Source organism: Bacillus sp. FSL M8-0063, assembly GCF_038005545.1.
Taxonomy (GTDB): domain Bacteria; phylum Bacillota; class Bacilli; order Bacillales; family Bacillaceae_G; genus Bacillus_A; species Bacillus_A wiedmannii.
Map to the genome: position 1 here is coordinate 4,231,784 of NZ_JBBOTJ010000001.1, position 19,193 is coordinate 4,250,976.

The 19,193-nt window shown below is 37.0% G+C and carries 19 protein-coding genes and 1 other annotated feature; of the genes, 6 read left to right on the top strand and 13 right to left on the bottom strand.

Annotated features, from left to right (window positions below; genetic code table 11):
• Positions 1 to 24: 24 nt before the first annotated feature.
• The 10 genes from leuS to MKX31_RS21675 form a co-directional block, all read right to left on the bottom strand.
• A complete protein-coding gene (leuS, locus tag MKX31_RS21630) occupies positions 25 to 2,433 on the bottom strand; it encodes a leucine--tRNA ligase (protein WP_262786999.1) in 2,409 nt (802 codons plus the stop codon).
• 65 nt (positions 2,434 to 2,498) lie between these two features.
• Positions 2,499 to 2,718: a binding site (T-box leader), on the bottom strand.
• Positions 2,719 to 2,906: 188 nt separating this feature from the next.
• Positions 2,907 to 4,100: an MDR family MFS transporter gene (locus MKX31_RS21635; protein ID WP_064474517.1), complete on the bottom strand. Its 1,194-nt coding sequence runs from the start codon at positions 4,098 to 4,100 to the stop codon at positions 2,907 to 2,909.
• A gap of 256 nt (positions 4,101 to 4,356) precedes the next feature.
• On the bottom strand, positions 4,357 to 5,580 hold the full coding sequence (locus MKX31_RS21640; protein ID WP_048540797.1) for a cation:proton antiporter: 1,224 nt from the start codon (positions 5,578 to 5,580) through the stop codon (positions 4,357 to 4,359).
• Between the two features lie 3 nt (positions 5,581 to 5,583).
• The gene (locus MKX31_RS21645; protein WP_048540799.1) at positions 5,584 to 6,081 is read right to left on the bottom strand and encodes a cation:proton antiporter regulatory subunit; all 498 of its coding nucleotides are present in this window, start codon (positions 6,079 to 6,081) and stop codon (positions 5,584 to 5,586) included.
• A 34-nt stretch (positions 6,082 to 6,115) separates the two neighbouring features.
• Positions 6,116 to 6,682 carry a tyrosine-type recombinase/integrase gene (locus MKX31_RS21650; protein WP_064474516.1) on the bottom strand — a complete coding sequence of 189 codons (567 nt, stop codon included), beginning with the start codon at positions 6,680 to 6,682 and terminating at the stop codon, positions 6,116 to 6,118.
• 343 nt (positions 6,683 to 7,025) lie between these two features.
• Complete coding sequence (locus MKX31_RS21655; RefSeq protein ID WP_262786998.1) at positions 7,026 to 8,885, bottom strand: FtsX-like permease family protein; 1,860 nt, start codon at positions 8,883 to 8,885, stop codon at positions 7,026 to 7,028.
• A gap of 16 nt (positions 8,886 to 8,901) precedes the next feature.
• Complete coding sequence (locus MKX31_RS21660; protein ID WP_064474514.1) at positions 8,902 to 9,663, bottom strand: ABC transporter ATP-binding protein; 762 nt, start codon at positions 9,661 to 9,663, stop codon at positions 8,902 to 8,904.
• Positions 9,664 to 9,894: 231 nt separating this feature from the next.
• Positions 9,895 to 10,917: a DUF418 domain-containing protein gene (locus MKX31_RS21665; protein WP_098101747.1), complete on the bottom strand. Its 1,023-nt coding sequence runs from the start codon at positions 10,915 to 10,917 to the stop codon at positions 9,895 to 9,897.
• Between the two features lie 136 nt (positions 10,918 to 11,053).
• A complete protein-coding gene (locus MKX31_RS21670; RefSeq protein WP_001129345.1) occupies positions 11,054 to 11,203 on the bottom strand; it encodes a hypothetical protein in 150 nt (49 codons plus the stop codon).
• 15 nt (positions 11,204 to 11,218) lie between these two features.
• Positions 11,219 to 11,482: a YtzC family protein gene (locus tag MKX31_RS21675; RefSeq protein ID WP_000840869.1), complete on the bottom strand. Its 264-nt coding sequence runs from the start codon at positions 11,480 to 11,482 to the stop codon at positions 11,219 to 11,221.
• Between the two features lie 111 nt (positions 11,483 to 11,593).
• Between MKX31_RS21675 and MKX31_RS21680 the strand changes: the two genes are divergently transcribed.
• From MKX31_RS21680 to MKX31_RS21705, 6 genes are all read left to right on the top strand, one after another.
• On the top strand, positions 11,594 to 12,553 hold the full coding sequence (locus tag MKX31_RS21680; RefSeq protein ID WP_048540809.1) for a TIGR01212 family radical SAM protein: 960 nt from the start codon (positions 11,594 to 11,596) through the stop codon (positions 12,551 to 12,553).
• Entirely contained in the window at positions 12,550 to 13,122 is a 573-nt protein-coding gene (locus tag MKX31_RS21685; RefSeq protein WP_048540811.1) for a class I SAM-dependent methyltransferase, read from the top strand. Before MKX31_RS21680 ends, MKX31_RS21685 begins: the two co-directional genes overlap by 4 nt.
• A gap of 136 nt (positions 13,123 to 13,258) precedes the next feature.
• Positions 13,259 to 14,092, top strand: coding sequence for an ABC transporter ATP-binding protein (locus tag MKX31_RS21690; protein ID WP_048540812.1), 834 nt, complete (start codon positions 13,259 to 13,261; stop codon positions 14,090 to 14,092).
• A gap of 18 nt (positions 14,093 to 14,110) precedes the next feature.
• Positions 14,111 to 14,791 carry a hypothetical protein gene (locus tag MKX31_RS21695; RefSeq protein ID WP_064474511.1) on the top strand — a complete coding sequence of 227 codons (681 nt, stop codon included), beginning with the start codon at positions 14,111 to 14,113 and terminating at the stop codon, positions 14,789 to 14,791.
• A 24-nt stretch (positions 14,792 to 14,815) separates the two neighbouring features.
• Positions 14,816 to 15,490, top strand: coding sequence for an aspartate/glutamate racemase family protein (locus MKX31_RS21700; protein WP_064474510.1), 675 nt, complete (start codon positions 14,816 to 14,818; stop codon positions 15,488 to 15,490).
• A 155-nt stretch (positions 15,491 to 15,645) separates the two neighbouring features.
• Complete coding sequence (locus tag MKX31_RS21705; protein ID WP_064474509.1) at positions 15,646 to 16,947, top strand: PepSY-associated TM helix domain-containing protein; 1,302 nt, start codon at positions 15,646 to 15,648, stop codon at positions 16,945 to 16,947.
• Positions 16,948 to 16,984: 37 nt separating this feature from the next.
• Here MKX31_RS21705 and MKX31_RS21710 read toward each other — a convergent pair whose 3' ends face one another.
• The 3 genes from MKX31_RS21710 to MKX31_RS21720 all read right to left on the bottom strand — a co-directional run bounded on the left by MKX31_RS21710 (position 16,985) and on the right by MKX31_RS21720 (position 19,165).
• Complete coding sequence (locus MKX31_RS21710; protein WP_064475078.1) at positions 16,985 to 17,197, bottom strand: hypothetical protein; 213 nt, start codon at positions 17,195 to 17,197, stop codon at positions 16,985 to 16,987.
• A 62-nt stretch (positions 17,198 to 17,259) separates the two neighbouring features.
• Positions 17,260 to 18,324, bottom strand: coding sequence for a tetraprenyl-beta-curcumene synthase family protein (locus tag MKX31_RS21715; RefSeq protein ID WP_001102481.1), 1,065 nt, complete (start codon positions 18,322 to 18,324; stop codon positions 17,260 to 17,262).
• 37 nt (positions 18,325 to 18,361) lie between these two features.
• Positions 18,362 to 19,165, bottom strand: a complete 804-nt coding sequence (locus MKX31_RS21720) for an alpha/beta hydrolase (RefSeq protein WP_064474508.1) — start codon at positions 19,163 to 19,165, stop codon at positions 18,362 to 18,364.
• Positions 19,166 to 19,193 lie beyond the last annotated feature (28 nt).

Sequence of the window (19,193 nt, forward strand, 5' to 3'; positions counted from 1 at the left end):
GCTCTGAGCTTTTTTAAAAATACATTAGTTTGCAACAACGTTAACAAGTTTTCCAGGAACAACAATTACTTTACGAACTGTTTTCCCTTCAATTTGGTCTTGAATTGCTTCAAGTGCAAGTTGTTCCATTTCTTCTTTTGATGCGTCTTTACTCATTGTTAGTTTTGCGCGAACTTTACCCATAATTTGAACAACGATTTCAACTTCATCTTCTACAAGTTTAGACTCATCAAATGTTGGCCAGCTTGCATATGTGATTGTTTCATTGTATCCAAGTTTGCTCCATAGTTCTTCCCCGATGTGAGGTGCAACTGGTGCAATCATTTTTACGAAACCTTCTACATATTCTTTCGGAAGTGTTTCAGCTTTATATGCATCGTTAATGAATACCATCATTTGAGAAATCGCTGTGTTGAAGCGAAGCTCTGCATAGTCTTCTGTTACTTTCTTCACTGTTTGGTGGTAAGCTTTTTCAAGCTCTTTATTTGGTGCATCAGTAATTTTCTCACTTAATTCACCATTATCTTGAACGAATAGACGCCATACGCGGTCTAGGAAACGACGAGCTCCGTCAAGACCATTTTCAGACCAAGCAATCGAAGCATCTAACGGTCCCATGAACATTTCGTATAGACGAAGTGTATCTGCACCATGGCTTGCTACGATATCATCAGGGTTTACAACGTTACCTTTTGATTTACTCATTTTCTCGTTGTTTTCACCTAGAATCATACCTTGGTTGAATAATTGTTGGAACGGCTCTTTCGTTGGAACTACACCGATATCATATAATACTTTATGCCAGAAACGAGCATATAGTAAGTGAAGTACAGCGTGCTCTGCTCCGCCGATATAAATATCAACTGGAAGCCATTGTTTTACTTTTTCAGGATCTACAAGTGCTTCGCTATTGTTTGGATCGATGTAACGTAGGTAATACCAGCAGCTACCAGCCCATTGTGGCATTGTATTCGTTTCACGACGACCTTTTTTACCAGTTTCAGGATCAACAACGTTTACCCACTCTTCAATGTTAGCAAGTGGTGATTCACCTGTACCTGAAGGACGGATGTTTTCTGTTTTCGGAAGAACTAATGGTAATTCTTCTTCTTTCACAGCTGTCATTGTGCCATCTTCCCAGTGGATTACTGGAATTGGCTCACCCCAGTAACGTTGACGGCTGAATAACCAGTCACGTAGACGGTACGTTACTTTTTGATTTCCTGCGCTCGTTACTTCAAGCCATTCAATCATTTTTACGATTGCTTCTTCTTTATTTAAACCATCAAGGAATGCTGAGTTTACGTGTGCACCATCACCTGTGTATGCTTCTTTCGTAATGTCTCCGCCTTTTACAACTTCCTTCGTTGGAAGATTGAATACTGATGCGAATTCATAATCACGCTCATCGTGAGCTGGAACTGCCATTACAGCACCTGTTCCGTAAGTTGCAAGAACGTAATCAGCGATCCAGATTGGTAATTTCTCACCGTTTACTGGGTTAACTGCGTAAGCACCAGTGAATACACCAGTTTTCTCTTTCGCAAGTTCTGTACGCTCTAAATCGCTCTTCATTTTAACAGAGTTAATGTAAGCTTCTACAGCTTCTTTTTGCTCTGCTGTTGTAATGTCTGCAACAAGCGCATGCTCTGGAGCAAGTACACAGTAGCTCGCACCAAATAGTGTATCAGGACGCGTTGTGAAAACTGTGAATTTCTCGTCTGTACCATCGATGTTGAAGTGTACTTCTGCACCTTCAGAACGACCGATCCAGTTACGTTGCATATCTTTTAAGCTTTCTGGCCAATCAAGCTCATCTAGATCCTCTAATAGACGATCTCCGTAAGCTGTAATTTTTAACATCCACTGTCTCATCGGACGACGCTCAACTGGATGTCCACCGCGCTCACTCTTACCGTCAATGATTTCTTCATTTGCAAGTACTGTACCAAGTGCTGGGCACCAGTTTACAGGTACTTCATCAACGTAAGCTAAGCCTTTTTCAAATAGTTTTAGGAAGATCCATTGTGTCCACTTGTAGTAGTTTGGATCTGTTGTATTTACTTCACGATCCCAATCGTAAGAGAAACCTAATGCTTTAATTTGATTACGGAACGTATTAATATTAAGCTCTGTAAATTCTGCCGGGCTGTTTCCAGTATCAAGTGCATATTGCTCTGCTGGAAGACCGAATGCATCCCATCCCATTGGATGAAGAACGTTATATCCTTGCATACGCTTCATACGAGATAAAATATCTGTCGCTGTATAACCTTCTGGATGTCCTACGTGTAGGCCTGCACCTGATGGATATGGGAACATATCTAGTGCATAAAATTTTGGTTTTTCTGTCTCATCTGGCGTACGGAATGTTTTATTCTCTTCCCAGTACCCTTGCCACTTCTTCTCAATATTTTGATGATTAAAGCTCATGAGATACCCTCCTTGAAATTCTATTTATTTTCACCGCCCAAAATACAAAAAACCTCTCATCCCTAGAAAGGGACGAGAGGTTATAGATTCCCGCGGTACCACCCTAAATTAATGTACAAATATACATTCGCTTAGATCCGTAACGTGGATTAACGGCAATTGCTACTATTAGTTTCACAACTGCAACTCAAAGGCGAGTTCATAACGAAACGTGGATTGACTTGCACCGACCGTCAACTCTCTAAACCAGCTTCTATTACTACTACTCCTTCTCACTGTTATTACAAATATAAGTTAATGTGAACTACCCATCACTTCGTATCTCTAAAGAGCTTACTTGAAGCTAAGGCTTCTCGGTTAATCGTTACTCTTCATAACTAACGAATTAGTCTTAGGACAGCCGAGCTATCTCCCTTGTTCCAAAGGTTGTTTTATTTAAATATATTCTAAAACATGTTACATGTTCCGTCAAACTAAACTGCAATTTTTTCTTCAACTGTTTCTTCTACTTTTACTCGTTTATCATACATACTCGTTGCAATAATCGCTACTACAAGCATTACCATGATTGCTATAAACAATACTTCCATATTGTATAAATCAACAATTGCTCCGCCAACGACCGGTCCGAACATTTTCCCTACAGTCGCTGCGCTATTTACAACGCCTTGATAAAATCCTAACTTATCTTTTGGCGCAAGTATATTTGCAATGGTCGGAACTGCTGGCCATACAAATAACTCACCAATTGTTAATGTTACCATCGCAACGAGGAACATCGTAAATTGCTGCGCTTGACTTAATACAATGAATGACGCCGCAAAAATGACGATTCCAATCATAATTTGTTGTTTTAAAGAACGCTTCATCCAGCGAATTAGCATACTAACTAGTGGCTGCGCACAAACAATCATCGCTCCGTTTATCGTCCATAATAAACTATAATGGCGGAGGCTAATATTTAATTCCTGCATATGTGTTGCAATTGCCCCTTGCCACTGTACATATGTAACCCAGCATAAAGCATATGCTACACATACGATAAGAAGTGCTTTGAATCCAGGTGTAAGTGTCCAGCCTTTTTTCGTTTCGACTTCTTTTTGCACTCCTGGCTCTTTCTTGTCTTCCATACCACGGAATCCAATAAAAGCAATTAAGAAGAAAACAAAGTATAAAATAAAATTAGCTAAGAAAATATAATCAAAACGGTAAGATGCAACTAAACCACCGCACGCTGTTCCGATCGCAATACCAACGTTTTGTCCAACATACATCGCATTAAATGCTCGTCTTCCGCCCTCTGGCCAAACCGTACCGACCATCGCATACATCGATGGGAAGACCATTCCAGAACCAAAGCCGATTAATGCTAGCCACACAACATATAACGGCCAACCGTGGAAGAACACAAGACCTAAAATCGATACGAGTGTAATAATAATCCCTAATAAAATTGATTTATAACCGCCCCATTTATCAAATAAAACACCGCCGAGCAAGTTTCCGATTACACCAGTAAGCGAGTTGATCATTAATACCATTCCGGCCACAGATAAAGATTTCCCTAGGTGATCATGCAAATAAATTGTATTAAAAGGCCATAAAAAAGAAGCACCCGTGACATTAATAATCATCCCAGCTACTAATAGCCATACTTTCCTTGGCATAGTCTCCCCTCCTATTCTATTTTTTCGTTCATCTATAACAGTAAAATTGTAGTCGTTTTTAAATAGGAAGGCAACTGATTAATAGTTGATGAAATTCAGATAATGGTTTTTCGGTAAATGAAATTATATAAATTGTCACTTAAAAATATATCAGTGATTTTGGGAATCTATCGACTTACCGAAAAAAAACGACATCAACAACAATATATAAAAAAGGGAGACTGCATGACGTTCATGCAGTCTCCCTTTTTGTATACTATCCAACTTCTTTTTCTCGCTTCGCACGTTCTTTCGCACTCCATTTAAAGATTTTATCTAGTAAGGAATATATTCTCCAAGACTCTTTCGTTAATAACGGTCCTAACGATGCTAATATTAAAACGTACAGTGCAGAGAACGGTTTAATCGTTGCCATTAAACCACCCGCAATGCCGATATTGGCTACAATAATGGAGAACTCTCCGCGTGATACGAGTGTTAAACCAATATTCGTAGAAGCCTTATGTGATAACCCGGCTTTACGTCCCGCCATCATTCCAGCTGTAAAATTACCGATGAGCGTAATGAAAACTGCTCCTAATGCCAACCACACTGCTCCTCCAAGTGAAAACGGATCTATACTTAAACCGAAACTGAAAAAGAATATGGCTCCAAAGAAGTCACGAAACGGAACGACGAGATGCTCAATCCGATCACTATGCTCTGTTTCAGAAAAGACGAGTCCTAACAATAATGCTCCAATTGCCTCAGCAACATGAATCGTTTCTGAAAATCCTGCTACAAAGAATAAAATAGCGAATATTACGATAATAAAAATTTCATTTGACGAAATATCTAATACTTTATTTAGAAACGGCGTAGCTTTTCTAGCGATTACAAAGAATAGTAGCATATACCCTACCGCGATTAACACCGATGTAAGAGCACCTACAAATGATGTTGCACCACCGAGTACTAACCCTGAAACGACTGATAAATATACAGCTAAAAAGATATCATCAAACATAATGATTCCTAATATTAATTCAGTCTCTTTATTACCAGATCTTCTTAAATCAACAATTACTTTCGCAACAATTGCACTCGATGAAATTGTAATGATTCCAGCAATAATTAACGTTTCTAATAAAGGGAAGCCCATAACATATCCATAAAGTAAACCTAATATGAAATTAAGCGATATATGAACACTACCCCCAAAAGCAATCGACTTTCCTGATTTAATTAATTTTTTTATTGAGAATTCTAAACCTAAATAGAATAAGAGGAATATGACGCCAACACGGCCTAGGAAGGAAATAACTTCTCCGCTTTCAATAAACCTTAAATCGATAAGTCCTAAATCTGGGGCATGAGGCCCCACTAACATACCGAGTATAATGAGAAACGGAATAATCGAGAACTTTAACTTCGCAGCGAGGATAGCTGCAAAAGCTACTAATACTAACGCAGTTCCAACTTCAAAGATTAAAGTATCCATCGATTAGGAATCACCTCCTGCTGAAAGCAATTCATTAATAATTCTTTTCACTTCATGTCTTTCACCCGATAATACGAGCATATCGCCAGCTTCAATAATAGAGTCTGGACCTGGATTAAAGAATTTCTTCATATTCTTTTTCAAAATAGCAATAATCGTTACGTTATATGTTTTTCTGACATGTAAGCTACCAATTGTTTGTTGTACTACTGGTGCATGATTCTCCACCTTAAACCATTCAATTGATAATCCTTCAAAAGCCATCTCAATTGTGTCTAGCGCTTGCGGCCTATATACCATTCCGCCTAATATAGCCGCAATTTGTCTCGCTTCAGAATCACGAAGAGAAATGCTTGAAATACTCTCATCGTGATCCGCATCAAAATGATACATTTCTCTTCGGCCATCATCATGAATAACGATAACCATTTTTTCATTACCTTTTGTGATTACTTCAAACTTACAACCAATACCCGGTAGTTCACTCTCTCTAATATTCATATTTTCCGCCTCCTAAATTTTTTAGTTACGGCTTTTACAAATCTACATCAATCTCTGTTTTAAACTTCTCATCTTTTGAGATTCCTAAATACTTGAGCGTCTCTGATGGAGTCGCGTGATGAAAATGCTTTTGCAATAGCGCAATCGCTATTCCTCTTTTGTACGCATGAAATCCAAATGTTTTTCTCATTGAGTTCGTTCCAATCTTTCCAACAATCCCAACCGCTTCAGCTGCGCTATGGATAACACGATACGCTTGTTGGCGTGAGATTGAATTTGTCGTTTTATTAGATTGAAATACGTAGTTTTCTCTTCGAGCATCAATAGATTGTGCGTACTCTAAAAGGGCTTCTTTTACTTTTGTATTTAAATAAATATCTTGTTTAAATTTTTCATCTTTTACAGGAAGAGAATAAAACTCTTTAACAGTTCCATCTTCATTTAATACCTCTTCAAATTTCATACTAAGTAGCTCAGTAATCTTTAATCCAGTGTTGATCCCAATAACAAATAAAAGATAATCTCGCTGCGAGTGCTCTTTTAAATACTTTTTCATATCCTCAATTTGGCTTATATCTTTTAATGCCTCTACAACTTCCATACATGTATCTCCTCATCTTATGAACGGTAATTTTCTCATTATCCTGTCCATTTTACCTTATCATGCTATGAGATTTCCATGTATTATCCATTATTTTCACAATATACTCTTACGACAATTTTTCATTTGGAAATTTATGATTGTACAAATACGGTGTGGGTAGAAAAAATAGGGGGTACAAATTCAGCTTCTTCCTATAGATCGGATTCCTCCTTTCACTTTTCGGTTGCTGATACTCATATATTACGTTACTTATTTACATTATATTATATATTTCAGTAACATTAAAGTATTTTTTCTGAAAATACAAAAAGCCGAGTGCTTTCACTCGGCTTTTTACGTATTAATCTTCTTTCGGAAGAACAATACCTTTATACAATTGAACTGTAATGAAGTAATAAATCGCATAAATAACTACGAAAATTACGATTGGCACCCAAATACGGAAGTACGGATCAACTAAAATAAATCCGAAAATATTCATACCAACTAATACGTGAGTGATACCCACAATTGCCGGGAATAAGAATACTAAAAATAACTCTTTATAAATCGATTTCGTTAATAACTCACGGCGCACACCGATTTTACGAAGCATTTGATAACGCGTAATATCTTTTGATGCACCAGAAAGAATTTTAAACATTAAACAACTTGCCATCATTGCTAAGAATGCAATTCCAAGGAAGAACCCCATAAATACTGTTCCACTCGCAATCCCATAGAACATATCGTAAGTTTGATATTTACTGCTCATTCTTTCAGCTGTTACATTTTTATATTTATCTAGCTGCAACTCGTCAAGTTTTTTCCATTCTTTTTTATATGTTAAAAAGTCTTCTGTTTTTCCGATAAATGCTATACCTTCTTTACCATTTATCGCATCGTACATTTTTTGATCTACAATTTTAATTGCATGATTCTCATATACATAAAACGGCTGGATTGTTCTGAAAGCCTCGTTCCATTCTTCTGGAAGTTCTTTATCGTTCGCACCTTTTTCATTCATTTCTCTAGAAACTGCACCTACTGGTAGTTCCTCTGAAACGTTCTTCGTATTCACTAAATCTTTCATTGACTTCATATTCGCCATATCTTTTATTAAAGGACGATTTTTCTCTAAATCTTCTTTTACATAGTAAACGTATTTATCATCTACTTTGTAACGATATTCGCTTTTCTCTTTAAATGTAATACCGTCTAAAATTTTCTTTTCTTCAGCTGTTGGATTATGAACAACTGAATCATATATTACTAAACCATCAACCATTTTTATAACGTTATTTTCAAATGCCATACCACCTGAAATCGCACCAGCTCCAAGCGCTACTAACATCGCTACTGTCGCAAGTACTTTCGTTAAACTATTAATACGGAAGTTTAATTGTGCAAAAGTAAAAGCGTTAATTCCTTTTTCACTACGCTTTTTATTACTTTTTAACTTTTTAATAATAACTGGAAGAAGTGATCCAAATAGCATGTAAGTACCAGCTGTTGTTGTAATTAATGCAATAAGGATTCCCATTTCTCTTAGTTTTTCCATGTAAATCATTGATGCATAGCCAATTCCTAATAAAATAACTGCAAGGATTGCAACGACACCTGTCATTTTTCCTTTTACCGCAACACGCTCTGTTTGTGCATCCGCATGTACAAGTTGCAGTACAGAAATACGTGATAATTTAATACTGTTCATAATTGCTGATAATACAAATAGTGCAAAGAAGAAGATGCAAGTAACAGTCATAGATGGAAGGTAAAATGCTTTATATCCTTCACCAGCAAATTCAAGCTGTTTCATTAATAACTGTCCGATACCTTCTGCAAGTCCTACACCAACTGTAATACCAATCGCAAGAGACGCAGCGCCTAATACGATCGTTTCAATAAACATAAGTAATGTAACTTTATGCTTTTTTGCTCCTAACATCATATACATACCGAACTCTTTTTGACGAAGAGATAATAAGAAAGAGTTCGCATATAAAATATAGAAGAACGTTATAATAGCTAGTAAAAATGAACCTGCTTGGAATACGAATCCAATTGATTGAATAACTGAGTTAGATTCGATAAACGCTTTATTCAGCGCTAACGTTTGGAACATGTAAAAAATTGAAATGGACATGACAAGACCGACAAGTAAGACGATATAATCTTTCAGCTTACTTTTCAGCCCCGACATGGAAAGTTTAAATAACATACTGGAACCTCCTTTCTTACGCTTTTTGTGTACCTAAATCTGCAAGTACATCTAAAATCTCTTTGTAGAACTCTTCACGCGTACCACCACGATGAATTTCTTTATATAGCTCACCATCTTGAATGAATAAAATTCGCTGACAATAACTTGCACTATACGGATCATGTGTAACCATCATAATAGATACGCCTTGTTCTTCATTTAAGTTTGTCATCGCATCAAGTAAACTCGCTGCATTTTTAGAATCAAGAGCTCCTGTTGGCTCGTCCCCTAAAATAATTGCCGGCTCATGCACAAGCGCGCGCGCTGCTGCTGAACGTTGTTTCTGTCCACCAGATACTTCAGATGGATACTTTTGAAGAATTTCTGTAATCCCTAACATATCCGCTACTTTTTCTACTTTCGGTCCAATATTACGTGATGCAACACCTTGAAGAGAAAGCGGAAGTGCAATGTTTTCATAAATAGATAAGTTCTCTAATAAGTTAAAGTCTTGGAAAATGAATCCTAACTTTTGTGAACGGAAATCAGAAAGCTCACCTTGCTTCATTTTCGTAATATCCGTACCCGCAATTTCAACAACGCCGCCCGTTGCTTTATCAAGCGTTGAAATTACATTTAACAATGTCGTTTTACCAGAACCAGATGGTCCCATAATCCCAACAAACTCACCCTCTTGAATTGAGAATGAAACACCTTTTAACGCTTGTGATTGATTCTCACCCTTTTTACCGTACACTTTTTGAACGTTTTTCACGTCTACAACTGGTTTCGTCATATATATCCTCCTACGCTTGTTTTTCCATTACCTATTTTGCGCCTTTTGGAAAGGAACTGCTATTTGTTAACATTACAATTACCTTACACTTTTGTAATATAAAAAAGATGCACGTGTAAGGTTCGTTCGTAAATGAAATTTTATCAGCGATTCTCAAAATATATCGACTTACCGACAAAAGATAACAATAAAAATGAGCTGTTCCACAAAAGGAACAGCCCACTTCTCTCTTTATTTCTTTAAAGGTGTTACCGTCCAATACGTAATAACACGCCAAATCCATTCTAGTGGACCCATTTTAAAGATTTTCATCCAAATCACACTAAACACAATTTGAATAGCGTAAATTGCAATACATACATATAACGTCTGTATGTACGTTAAGTTTCCTGCAAAGTTAAATACGCTACCAGCAATTAAAATCATTGCAGTTTGTCCGATATAATTTGTTAAAGCCATACGACCGTAGTATTTCAGTGGTGCTAACAATGTTTGAACTGGTTTTAACTGAAGTAATAAAATTAATGCTCCTACATAGAAAGCTGAAATAATTGGTCCAACTGTAACGCCAATTTTTAAGAATTGACCTGCAGCGTCCATTGTTCCATCCTCATTCATGAGCATCATATTTACGAATGGCTCAGCAGGAACGTGCCCATATTGATACCATAACGCTACAACACTTAAAACAAACATGACACCTGTAAAAATAGCGACTTGTTTGATTTTTGCTGAAAGATTTTCAAACACTTTATACTGCCCCGCAGCAAGACCTAATAAAATTAAACCTAATGGTAATAATTCCTTAGTTGCCATAATACTAAAAGCTATCGTAAGAATAAGACCGATTACTACATTCACTTCTTTTTTCGCTTTATAAAACGGTAAAACGACTAATCCACAAATTGCGTATAACGCTAGTGCTTCTCCAGGCTGAAACATTTGATGAATTAAACCAAAAATAAATAGTGCAACTACGCGGCGTAGAAATAGAACGTATCCATTCTTCCCTTTCGCAATTGCTCTTGTAATGAAGATGTAGAATCCTACTCCAAATAAGAATGAGAAAATCGAGAAAAAACGACCTTCTACAAATAAGTATAGAAACCTTTGATAGCTAGCATCTACTGTATTAGGATCTGGAATTTTAATATTAAGTAGTGCAAGAATATTCACTAAAATAATCCCCAGTAATGCGAAGCCACGAATGTAATCTAACTCATTGATTCGTTTGTTTGTAATATTGTTCCCCATAATGCAACTCCTTGTCCAAAATTTAATCCTCCCTTACTCTACTGGAAAAGTAAGCTTACAACTATCGGCAAACCTTACAGAAATCTTACATTATTGTCGTATAGCAAAATAAAACCAGGTCATATTGCGACCTGGTTTACTCTGATTGCTTCGATCTTTGAGGCTGTCCTTTTTTACTGTTGCGCTGTTTCACTTGAACAACTGGATCAAGTTCATTCGAAAACTCAGCGTTATGTCCATTTTGTGTTTTTTGCTCTGGATTATTTTGATCTGAACGTTTCGCCATTACATTCACTCCTTATTAGTGCGGTGTAATAATCATTTGATGTTGCAGTTGGCGAATTGCCATACGTGCTCTATTTAATTGCTCACGTTGCTCATCATTCGCATGTTGTTGCATCGTTTGTAAATCGTTATATGCTTGTTCTAATTGTAACTGCGCATCTGAATACTCCATCGTATTGTAATGCTCTTGTCTCATGCCTTGGTCTAATTGTTCTTTCGCGTATTCCACCGCTTGTTCTGCTTGTGTAATATACGATTCAAGTGATTGACGCTCTGCCATAATTGTCCCTCCTTGCTTCAATTCCCCTTTAGTGTGTCCCTTCCATCTCTACCTTATGAGTATGTTATAATGGATTTTGTTTCATTTTGACTCGGCTTAGGAGGGAAAGTAATGAAGGTTCAAAACCCTTTTCCATATACAAACGACAATAAACGTTATCATACATGGAATTACCATTTACGAAATGAATTTGGTGAAAAAATCTTTAAAGTTTCATTAGATGCTGGCTTCGATTGCCCGAACCGTGACGGTACAGTTGCTTACGGCGGTTGTACATTTTGCAGTGCTGCCGGATCTGGTGACTTCGCTGGTGATCGCCGCGATGATGTTATAACGCAATATCATGAAATGAAAGAAAAAATGCGCTCGAAGTGGAAAGACGGAAAATGTATCGCTTATTTCCAAGCGTACACAAATACACATGCACCACTTGAAATTTTAAAAGAAAAATTCGAACCGCTTCTAGCAGAAAAAGACGTTGTCGGTCTTTCTATCGCCACTCGTCCAGATTGCTTACCAGACGATGTCGTTGAATATTTAGCGGACTTAAATAAACGCACATACCTTTGGGTTGAACTCGGTTTACAAACTGTTCACGAACGAACTGCAAACCTTATTAATCGCGCTCATGATTACCCATCTTACGTGGAAGGTGTAAATAAATTACGTAAGCATGGTATTAGAGTGTGCTCTCATATTATTAATGGTCTTCCGCTTGAAGATTACGACATGATGATGGAAACAGCTCGTGAAGTAGCAAAGCTTGACGTACAAGGAATTAAAATTCATTTACTTCACTTATTAAAAGGAACGCCAATGGTGAAGCAATATGAAAAAGGACAATTAGAATTCCTTTCTCTTGAAGATTACGTAAGTCTCGTTGTTGACCAACTTGAAATGATTCCAGAAGACGTAATTGTGCACCGCATCACAGGTGACGGTCCGCCTGATTTAATGATTGGCCCAATGTGGAGCTTAAATAAATGGGAAGTATTAAATTCCATCGATGCAGAATTTGTACGCCGCGGAAGCTGGCAAGGAAAATATGCAAATGAGGAGAAACAAAAATGAAATTAGAACGTGTATTACCGTTTGCTCGCACACTCTTGCAAACGGCTGTTAAAGAAGGCGATTACGCTGTAGATGCAACTTTAGGAAATGGACATGACACTTGCTTCCTAGCTGAAATCGTTGGAGATAACGGAAAAGTATTTGGATTTGATATTCAAAAAGAAGCAATTGAAAGCTCTACTATCCGCCTAAAAGAAAAAAAGCTTTTTGAACGTACTGTTTTAGTTCACGACAGTCACGACACACTTTTATCTGTACTACCAGAAGACGCAAAAGGAAAAGTAACAGGTGCTATCTTCAACTTAGGCTACCTTCCTGGTGGTGACAAGCATATCGTTACAAAACCGAACTCAACACTCTCGGCAATTGAACAATTACTAGAAGTAATGGCACCTGAAGGAATCATCGTCCTTGTCATTTACCACGGACACCCAGAAGGACAAGTAGAACGCGACGCTGTTCTCAAATTTACAGAAGAACTAGACCAAAAACAAGCTCACGTACTGCGATACGGCTTCATTAACCAGCAAAATAACCCGCCATTTATTGTGGCGATTGAGAAGCGATAATTATATCAACGATTGTTTCGATATATCGACGATTCGACAAAACATAACAAAAAAAGACGTGCACTCATTGCACGTCTTTTTCTTATTCTCCTATATAATGGATGTATACACTATTTGAAGAAAGAAGGATAGAACTTTGCTAGTAGAACTAAGGGGAATTCAAAAGAAGTACGGCAAATCACTTATACTAGACAACATTAATTTATCCGTTCCAGAAGGAGAGGCACTCGCTATTATTGGCGGGAACGGGACTGGAAAAAGTACTTTACTCAAAATAATTGCAGGATTTATTTCACCTACGGCAGGGACACTTCAAAGAAAAGAACATATACAAATTGGCTATGTACCTGAACATTTTCCTGAAGGGATTCGTTTTACATTAGAGGATTATTTATATCATCTCGGCCACATTCACGGTTTATCAACAAAATATTTAAAAGATAAAATTCCGATGCTTCTTGAATCTTTTCATTTACATCATGCAAGGCATTCCGTTGTACGAAACTTTTCAAAAGGTATGAAACAAAAAACTGGTATTATGCAAGCATTACTTACAGACGTCCATTTATTAATTTTAGACGAACCGCTTTCTGGGCTCGATCCTAACTCTCAGCAAGAATTAGAACATATTTTACTCTCATTAAAACAACAAGGCATATCTATACTCTTCACATGTCACGAAAAGCAACTACTAGAAAACTTCGCCGATAGAATTGTGACGTTAGCAAATCATACAATCGCAGAAGATACCGCTGTGCAAAAAAGGGCAGAACAAGTCTATATTGAAGCAATCGTTCATGAAACATTTTCAGCGATAGAACTACGGAAACAATTAGGATTTATACACGTTGTACACAATTCAAATCAAAACCTTATTCAACTACAAATCGAAAAAGAATATACAAACGAAATGCTTCAGTTTTTATTACATAAAAAAGCATCTATCACACTGCTACAACCTAACTTTTAAATCGAAAGAAGGTTCATTATGTTTGCGCTTATTCGTTACCATTTTCTCGACTATACAAAGTCGTATAAATACGTCCCTCCTATTGCGATGTACTTTATGAGCTTACTTTTTGTATATACATATAAACCGACTCCTATTGTACCGACATACTTAGAAACAGCTCTCGCGCTTTATTTATTATCTGCCTGGATTACGGTCACAATTTTTCATACTGAAGATCCTGTACAAGAACAAATTACTATTTCTCACACAAATAATATTTCTGCACTATATGTTGGTAAATATATTACGGCCTTTCTCATTTGTACTATGTTATCTTTTATATCCGTAATCTACCCAATTATTTTGCAAATGTTTAATGAAGAAATGACAGTTTCTTTATTTTTAGTCGGATTTCTCGCTCACATGTCTTTTTCTATACTAGGAATTTCAATTGCAACTTTATTTACTAGAAATATTATTCCAAAAGCAAGCACAGCTTGGCTTAGCCTGACATTTATATTACTTATAACGATCGCCTCCATCCGGTTTAAAAAAGAGTTACTATGGTTTTTACCACCTGTCGAAAGCTTTCTAATGCTTGGACAATACAAATTTAATATACTTACTCACACGCTATGGCTCACAGCTTGGGCTATCGTATATTCATTTTTATTACTTACTTTATTTCTTTTTGTCGTTCGCAAAAAACGTTTTTAATTACATATTAAAGGAGACAAACCAATGATCGGAATACTAGCAGGAATGGGGCCAAAATCAACTGGGCCATTCGTTGATACAGTTGTAGCAACGTGCCAAACAATATATGGAGCAAAGCATGATATGGACTTTCCTCATATGATGATTTATTCGTGCCCAACACCATTTTACATGGATCGCCTTATTGATCACGAAGCGATGAAAAAAGCGATTATTGAAGGGGCACAAAAACTTGAAAGTACTGGCGTAGAATTTATCGCTATGCCGTGCAATACGGCGCATCTTTATTTTGAAGAATTACAGCATTCTCTGTCCATTCCGATTTTAAATATCGTCGATGAGACGTTACAAGCAATTCCTGAAAATACAAAAAGAGTCGCTCTTCTCGCAACAGAAGCGACAATTCAAGCTGGTATTTACCAAGATGGGATCACAAAGCGTAATATAGAGTACATTCATCATGAAAAATGGCAGACAATGATTAATCAAATTATTACTTGTATTAAAAGCGGAGAAGTTGAAGAAGCCCGCAAATTATGGAGCGCGCTCGTTTTACAATTAAAAGATGAAATAGATACTGCTATCATCGCATGTACTGATTTGAATGTTGTGGCGAGTGAGGATTTTGTGGATTCTGCTCAATGTCTTGCTGAGGCGGTTGTTAGGATGTATCTATCAAATACTAAGAGATCTTCATAAACATAGAAAACAGCCCTTTTAAAATGTGTTTTTTGTTTGCTAAAAATCCCCAAAACTTTTAAATTTCTTCACAATTCTTTCAAAGTATCCACACTTAATCTCGCTATATTAAATAAGTAGTTATTCATATAGGGAAGGTTAGGGGAACTGAAAGTATGAAAGTAAATCGTTCGCTTCATTACATTTTTTGGCGTTGGCATTTTTATGCTGGGCTTTTTATTACGCCGCTTCTTATTACTTTGTCACTGAGCGGAATTGGGTATTTATTTCGAGAAGAGGTTGAAGATTTCATCTATAAAGATTTGTATTTTGGGAAGAGCGCCCAAACAGAGTCTATTTCGATGGCTGATTCGCTTTTCTTAACAGAGAAAAAATATCCACATTATAGTGTGGCGAAAATTAGTGAGTTTAACAGGGATTATAATACGAGGCTTACTATTGCAAATGAATATACTGGGCAACAAAAATATGTGTATTTAGATAGCAACAATCAAATTGTTGGAGATCAAAACGCAAGTGAAACGTTTGCGAATATAATGAGGGAATTACATAGTTCTCTTTTAGTTGGTGGCACTGTCGTTAACTACATCGTAGAGCTTGCGGCATGCTGGACAATCTTTTTAATTTTTACTGGTTTGTATATGAGTATACGCCAGTTCAAAAACACACCAGCATCCAATAAGCGAGAAAAAGCAAAACGACGTCATTCTATTATCGGTATTATATTTACAATTCCACTCGTTCTGCTAGTCGCATCTGGATTGCCTTGGTCAGGATTTATGGGTAACCAAATTTATAAAATCGCATCGTCGAATGAATCGATTGGATATCCAAAGTTGTATATGGCACCGCCTGAATCAAAGGTAAAGGAATTGCCGTGGGCAACAAGAAAAGAAGCTCCTCCTGAATCGAATTCAAATGAGCCAAAAGCCATTCCAATTGATGAGTTACAAAAAGGAATTGAAATAAAGAAGCCATACGTTATCTCATTACCGGCTGATCCGAAAGGTGTATTCACCGTTTCGAAATCGAGCGGTTCTGGTATTACGGGTATGCATGTCGCACCAAATGAAGAAATAACAGCTTATTTTGATCAATATAGCGGAGAACTTATTTCCAAAACGGACTATCGTGATTATGGATTATTTGCACAATGGTTCACTTACGGTATCCCGCTTCACGAAGGACATTTATTCGGATGGCCAAATAAAATATTATGCTTACTAACGACATTATCTTTATTGCTTCTCATTTATTACGGAATAAAAATGTGGTTAGCAAGAAGGCCGAAAGGAAAATTAGCAGCACCGCCAAAACAAAGAGATAAGAAAAGCATAATCGTTTTCTTTATCATGATGGTTATACTAGGCGCTGTCATGCCTTTATTCGGACTATCTGTGTTAGTTATTTTCGCGATTGAACTTCTTATATATGTATTTTCAAAAATACGACCATAATGAAAAAGCATTTGTACTCTCGTGTACAAATGCTTTTTTATTTACTGTTTGCTTTTTTTCTACCACTTATTAAAAAGACAATATCTACTATAATAATCAATGCAATAATAACTTGGGCTACATAATCCATCGTTGTAGGACCACCGGCTTTATTCATCATCATATACGTTCCTGTTACAAATGAAATGGAAAGTAGCACGAGTAATGTAACCTCAATATGGTCATATAGCTTTTGAAACAATCTCTTCATTTCCGCCACCACTTTTACCAGATTATAAAAATAAAACCACTCTACAAGAGTGGTTTTATTCATCACTGCGCCATTTTCTTTCGGTACATCTTCCCGTTCCAATAGAAGAATCGTGAAGTAAGCCCTCCGTATTTTACAATGCGCCGTGCCATTTTGTGCATATTCTTTTGTGCTGATACTTTTTGATCTGATAAATAAATACCAAGTAACCCTCGGCTTATGAGACGATGAAACTTCGCATGAGGTAAATCACCAATGCTCTTCTCTGCTTCTTCTACAAAGTGTTTCATACGATCCAATATCGCTTGCTCGTTTTCATAATAACTACAGAAATTCAAATCCCCGCCTATACGGTCTTCTTCTTGATCGATGAAATAATCAAGTAAAATGTGAAGTCCTTGTACGTAAGGGAAATACCCTTGTCTAATTTTCGCAATATCTTCATCATGTAATTCATCATGAAATGCATATGCGACAAGACAGAAGATTCCAAGTGTAGAACCGGCACATGCTGAAAATTCAAACCAACTCATCTCTGGTAAGTTTTCTTTATGTGCTTCAAACCATGTTTTTAAGCGTGGTTCTCTTTCTTCTAACTTCACGTGTTTATGAATTTGCAAATCACAATAATAACAAGCAAGTTCATGAAGAACAGGAGCAATTTTGTCATAGTGCTTCGTTTTCTTTAAAACATCTTGGCATGTTTCAACAAGTTCATCTAAATAACCACCATCGTCTTGATCATCACGATAGCGATAATAATTACCGCCACCTTCTACTTCAGGTGATAATGCCATTAACATAGATTCATGCAGTGCGGCAAAATCATTTGGGTCAAGTGATGTACTGCGGTCACATAAATTATCTAAATAATCGCTGATTGTTTGATACGCTACGATAAAACGAATGCATTCCTCTCGGTGCTCATTTGCTAACAGTGCTAAAATACCACCGCCTTCGCAATGAAACGTTTTATTCTCAATACTTGCGATTGCCTGACTATGAAGCTCATCATTCGGAATATGGTAGGCACGCTCTTTCCACACCGCTAGCTCATGGTGTACTACCGGAAACACATCACGGTATACTTTCGCCATGAGCGTTATGGGATTACTCGGTACGTTCACTTCTTCCTTCATCTCCTCTATTCAATGTACAAATAATTTACTTATTTGTTTCTATTATGTTATTGATGCGTATTTCAGTAAATGACTGAATATAATTCAAAATTTCATCACGCTCATACTCATTTAATAACTCGTGATAACAATTCGGCCATTCTTTAAAAGCCTTATCACTTATTTTAACATTATCAAACCACATGCGGACACGTGTTTTATCTACAAGTTTATCCTCACACGCCTGCATTAGCAAGAGCGGAACATCTGGAAAATCATCTATTTTTTTATGAGCAATTTCGATAGACTTAATCAATTCACTATACCAACGTACTGATACTTTGCGCAAGAACAATGAATCATTCTCCATCGCGTCCCGAACTTCATGATTACGAGTTGACATTTCCACTGTAAGATTCGTTGCAAATTGCAATTTTGGAGCGATAACATTTAATATTTTTGAAGCAACTCGAAACGGAGCAGAAGGTCCAGTCACTACCCCTAAGCAAGGCGAACTTAAAATAATACCGTCTACATCTTCTCTCTTCGTTTCTTGCATCATACGAATGACAATAAGACCACCCATACTATGACCAAATATAAAAATAGGTAACCTATACTTTCGTGCCTCTTTCACCCATAATTTAACTTCCTCTATGTATTCATCAAATGAATCAATATGTCCTCTATTTCTTGAAGTCGTTCCATGTGACGGAAGGTCCCCCATTACGACGTGGTAGCCGATATGATTCCACATTTCCGCAACGGCTTCGTAACGTCCGTGATATTCCATTGCGCCGTGCACGATAACGATTACAGCCTTTGCTTCCTCTGCTTCATAATTCCACATACGACTCTCCTCCATTTCACTCTTTCTC

Bases quoted from the DNA above. Each gene is read 5' to 3' on its own strand.
- leuS (WP_262786999.1), bottom strand. From the start codon at position 2,433: ATGAGCTTTAATCATCAAAATATTGAGAAGAAGTGGCAAGGGTACTGG.
- MKX31_RS21635 (WP_064474517.1), bottom strand. From the start codon at position 4,100: ATGCCAAGGAAAGTATGGCTATTAGTAGCTGGGATGATTATTAATGTC.
- MKX31_RS21640 (WP_048540797.1), bottom strand. From the start codon at position 5,580: ATGGATACTTTAATCTTTGAAGTTGGAACTGCGTTAGTATTAGTAGCT.
- MKX31_RS21645 (WP_048540799.1), bottom strand. From the start codon at position 6,081: ATGAATATTAGAGAGAGTGAACTACCGGGTATTGGTTGTAAGTTTGAA.
- MKX31_RS21650 (WP_064474516.1), bottom strand. From the start codon at position 6,682: ATGGAAGTTGTAGAGGCATTAAAAGATATAAGCCAAATTGAGGATATG.
- MKX31_RS21655 (WP_262786998.1), bottom strand. From the start codon at position 8,885: ATGTTATTTAAACTTTCCATGTCGGGGCTGAAAAGTAAGCTGAAAGAT.
- MKX31_RS21660 (WP_064474514.1), bottom strand. From the start codon at position 9,663: ATGACGAAACCAGTTGTAGACGTGAAAAACGTTCAAAAAGTGTACGGT.
- MKX31_RS21665 (WP_098101747.1), bottom strand. From the start codon at position 10,917: ATGGGGAACAATATTACAAACAAACGAATCAATGAGTTAGATTACATT.
- MKX31_RS21670 (WP_001129345.1), bottom strand. From the start codon at position 11,203: ATGGCGAAACGTTCAGATCAAAATAATCCAGAGCAAAAAACACAAAAT.
- MKX31_RS21675 (WP_000840869.1), bottom strand. From the start codon at position 11,482: ATGGCAGAGCGTCAATCACTTGAATCGTATATTACACAAGCAGAACAA.
- MKX31_RS21680 (WP_048540809.1), top strand. From the start codon at position 11,594: ATGAAGGTTCAAAACCCTTTTCCATATACAAACGACAATAAACGTTAT.
- MKX31_RS21685 (WP_048540811.1), top strand. From the start codon at position 12,550: ATGAAATTAGAACGTGTATTACCGTTTGCTCGCACACTCTTGCAAACG.
- MKX31_RS21695 (WP_064474511.1), top strand. From the start codon at position 14,111: ATGTTTGCGCTTATTCGTTACCATTTTCTCGACTATACAAAGTCGTAT.
- MKX31_RS21700 (WP_064474510.1), top strand. From the start codon at position 14,816: ATGATCGGAATACTAGCAGGAATGGGGCCAAAATCAACTGGGCCATTC.
- MKX31_RS21705 (WP_064474509.1), top strand. From the start codon at position 15,646: ATGAAAGTAAATCGTTCGCTTCATTACATTTTTTGGCGTTGGCATTTT.
- MKX31_RS21710 (WP_064475078.1), bottom strand. From the start codon at position 17,197: ATGAAGAGATTGTTTCAAAAGCTATATGACCATATTGAGGTTACATTA.
- MKX31_RS21720 (WP_064474508.1), bottom strand. From the start codon at position 19,165: ATGTGGAATTATGAAGCAGAGGAAGCAAAGGCTGTAATCGTTATCGTG.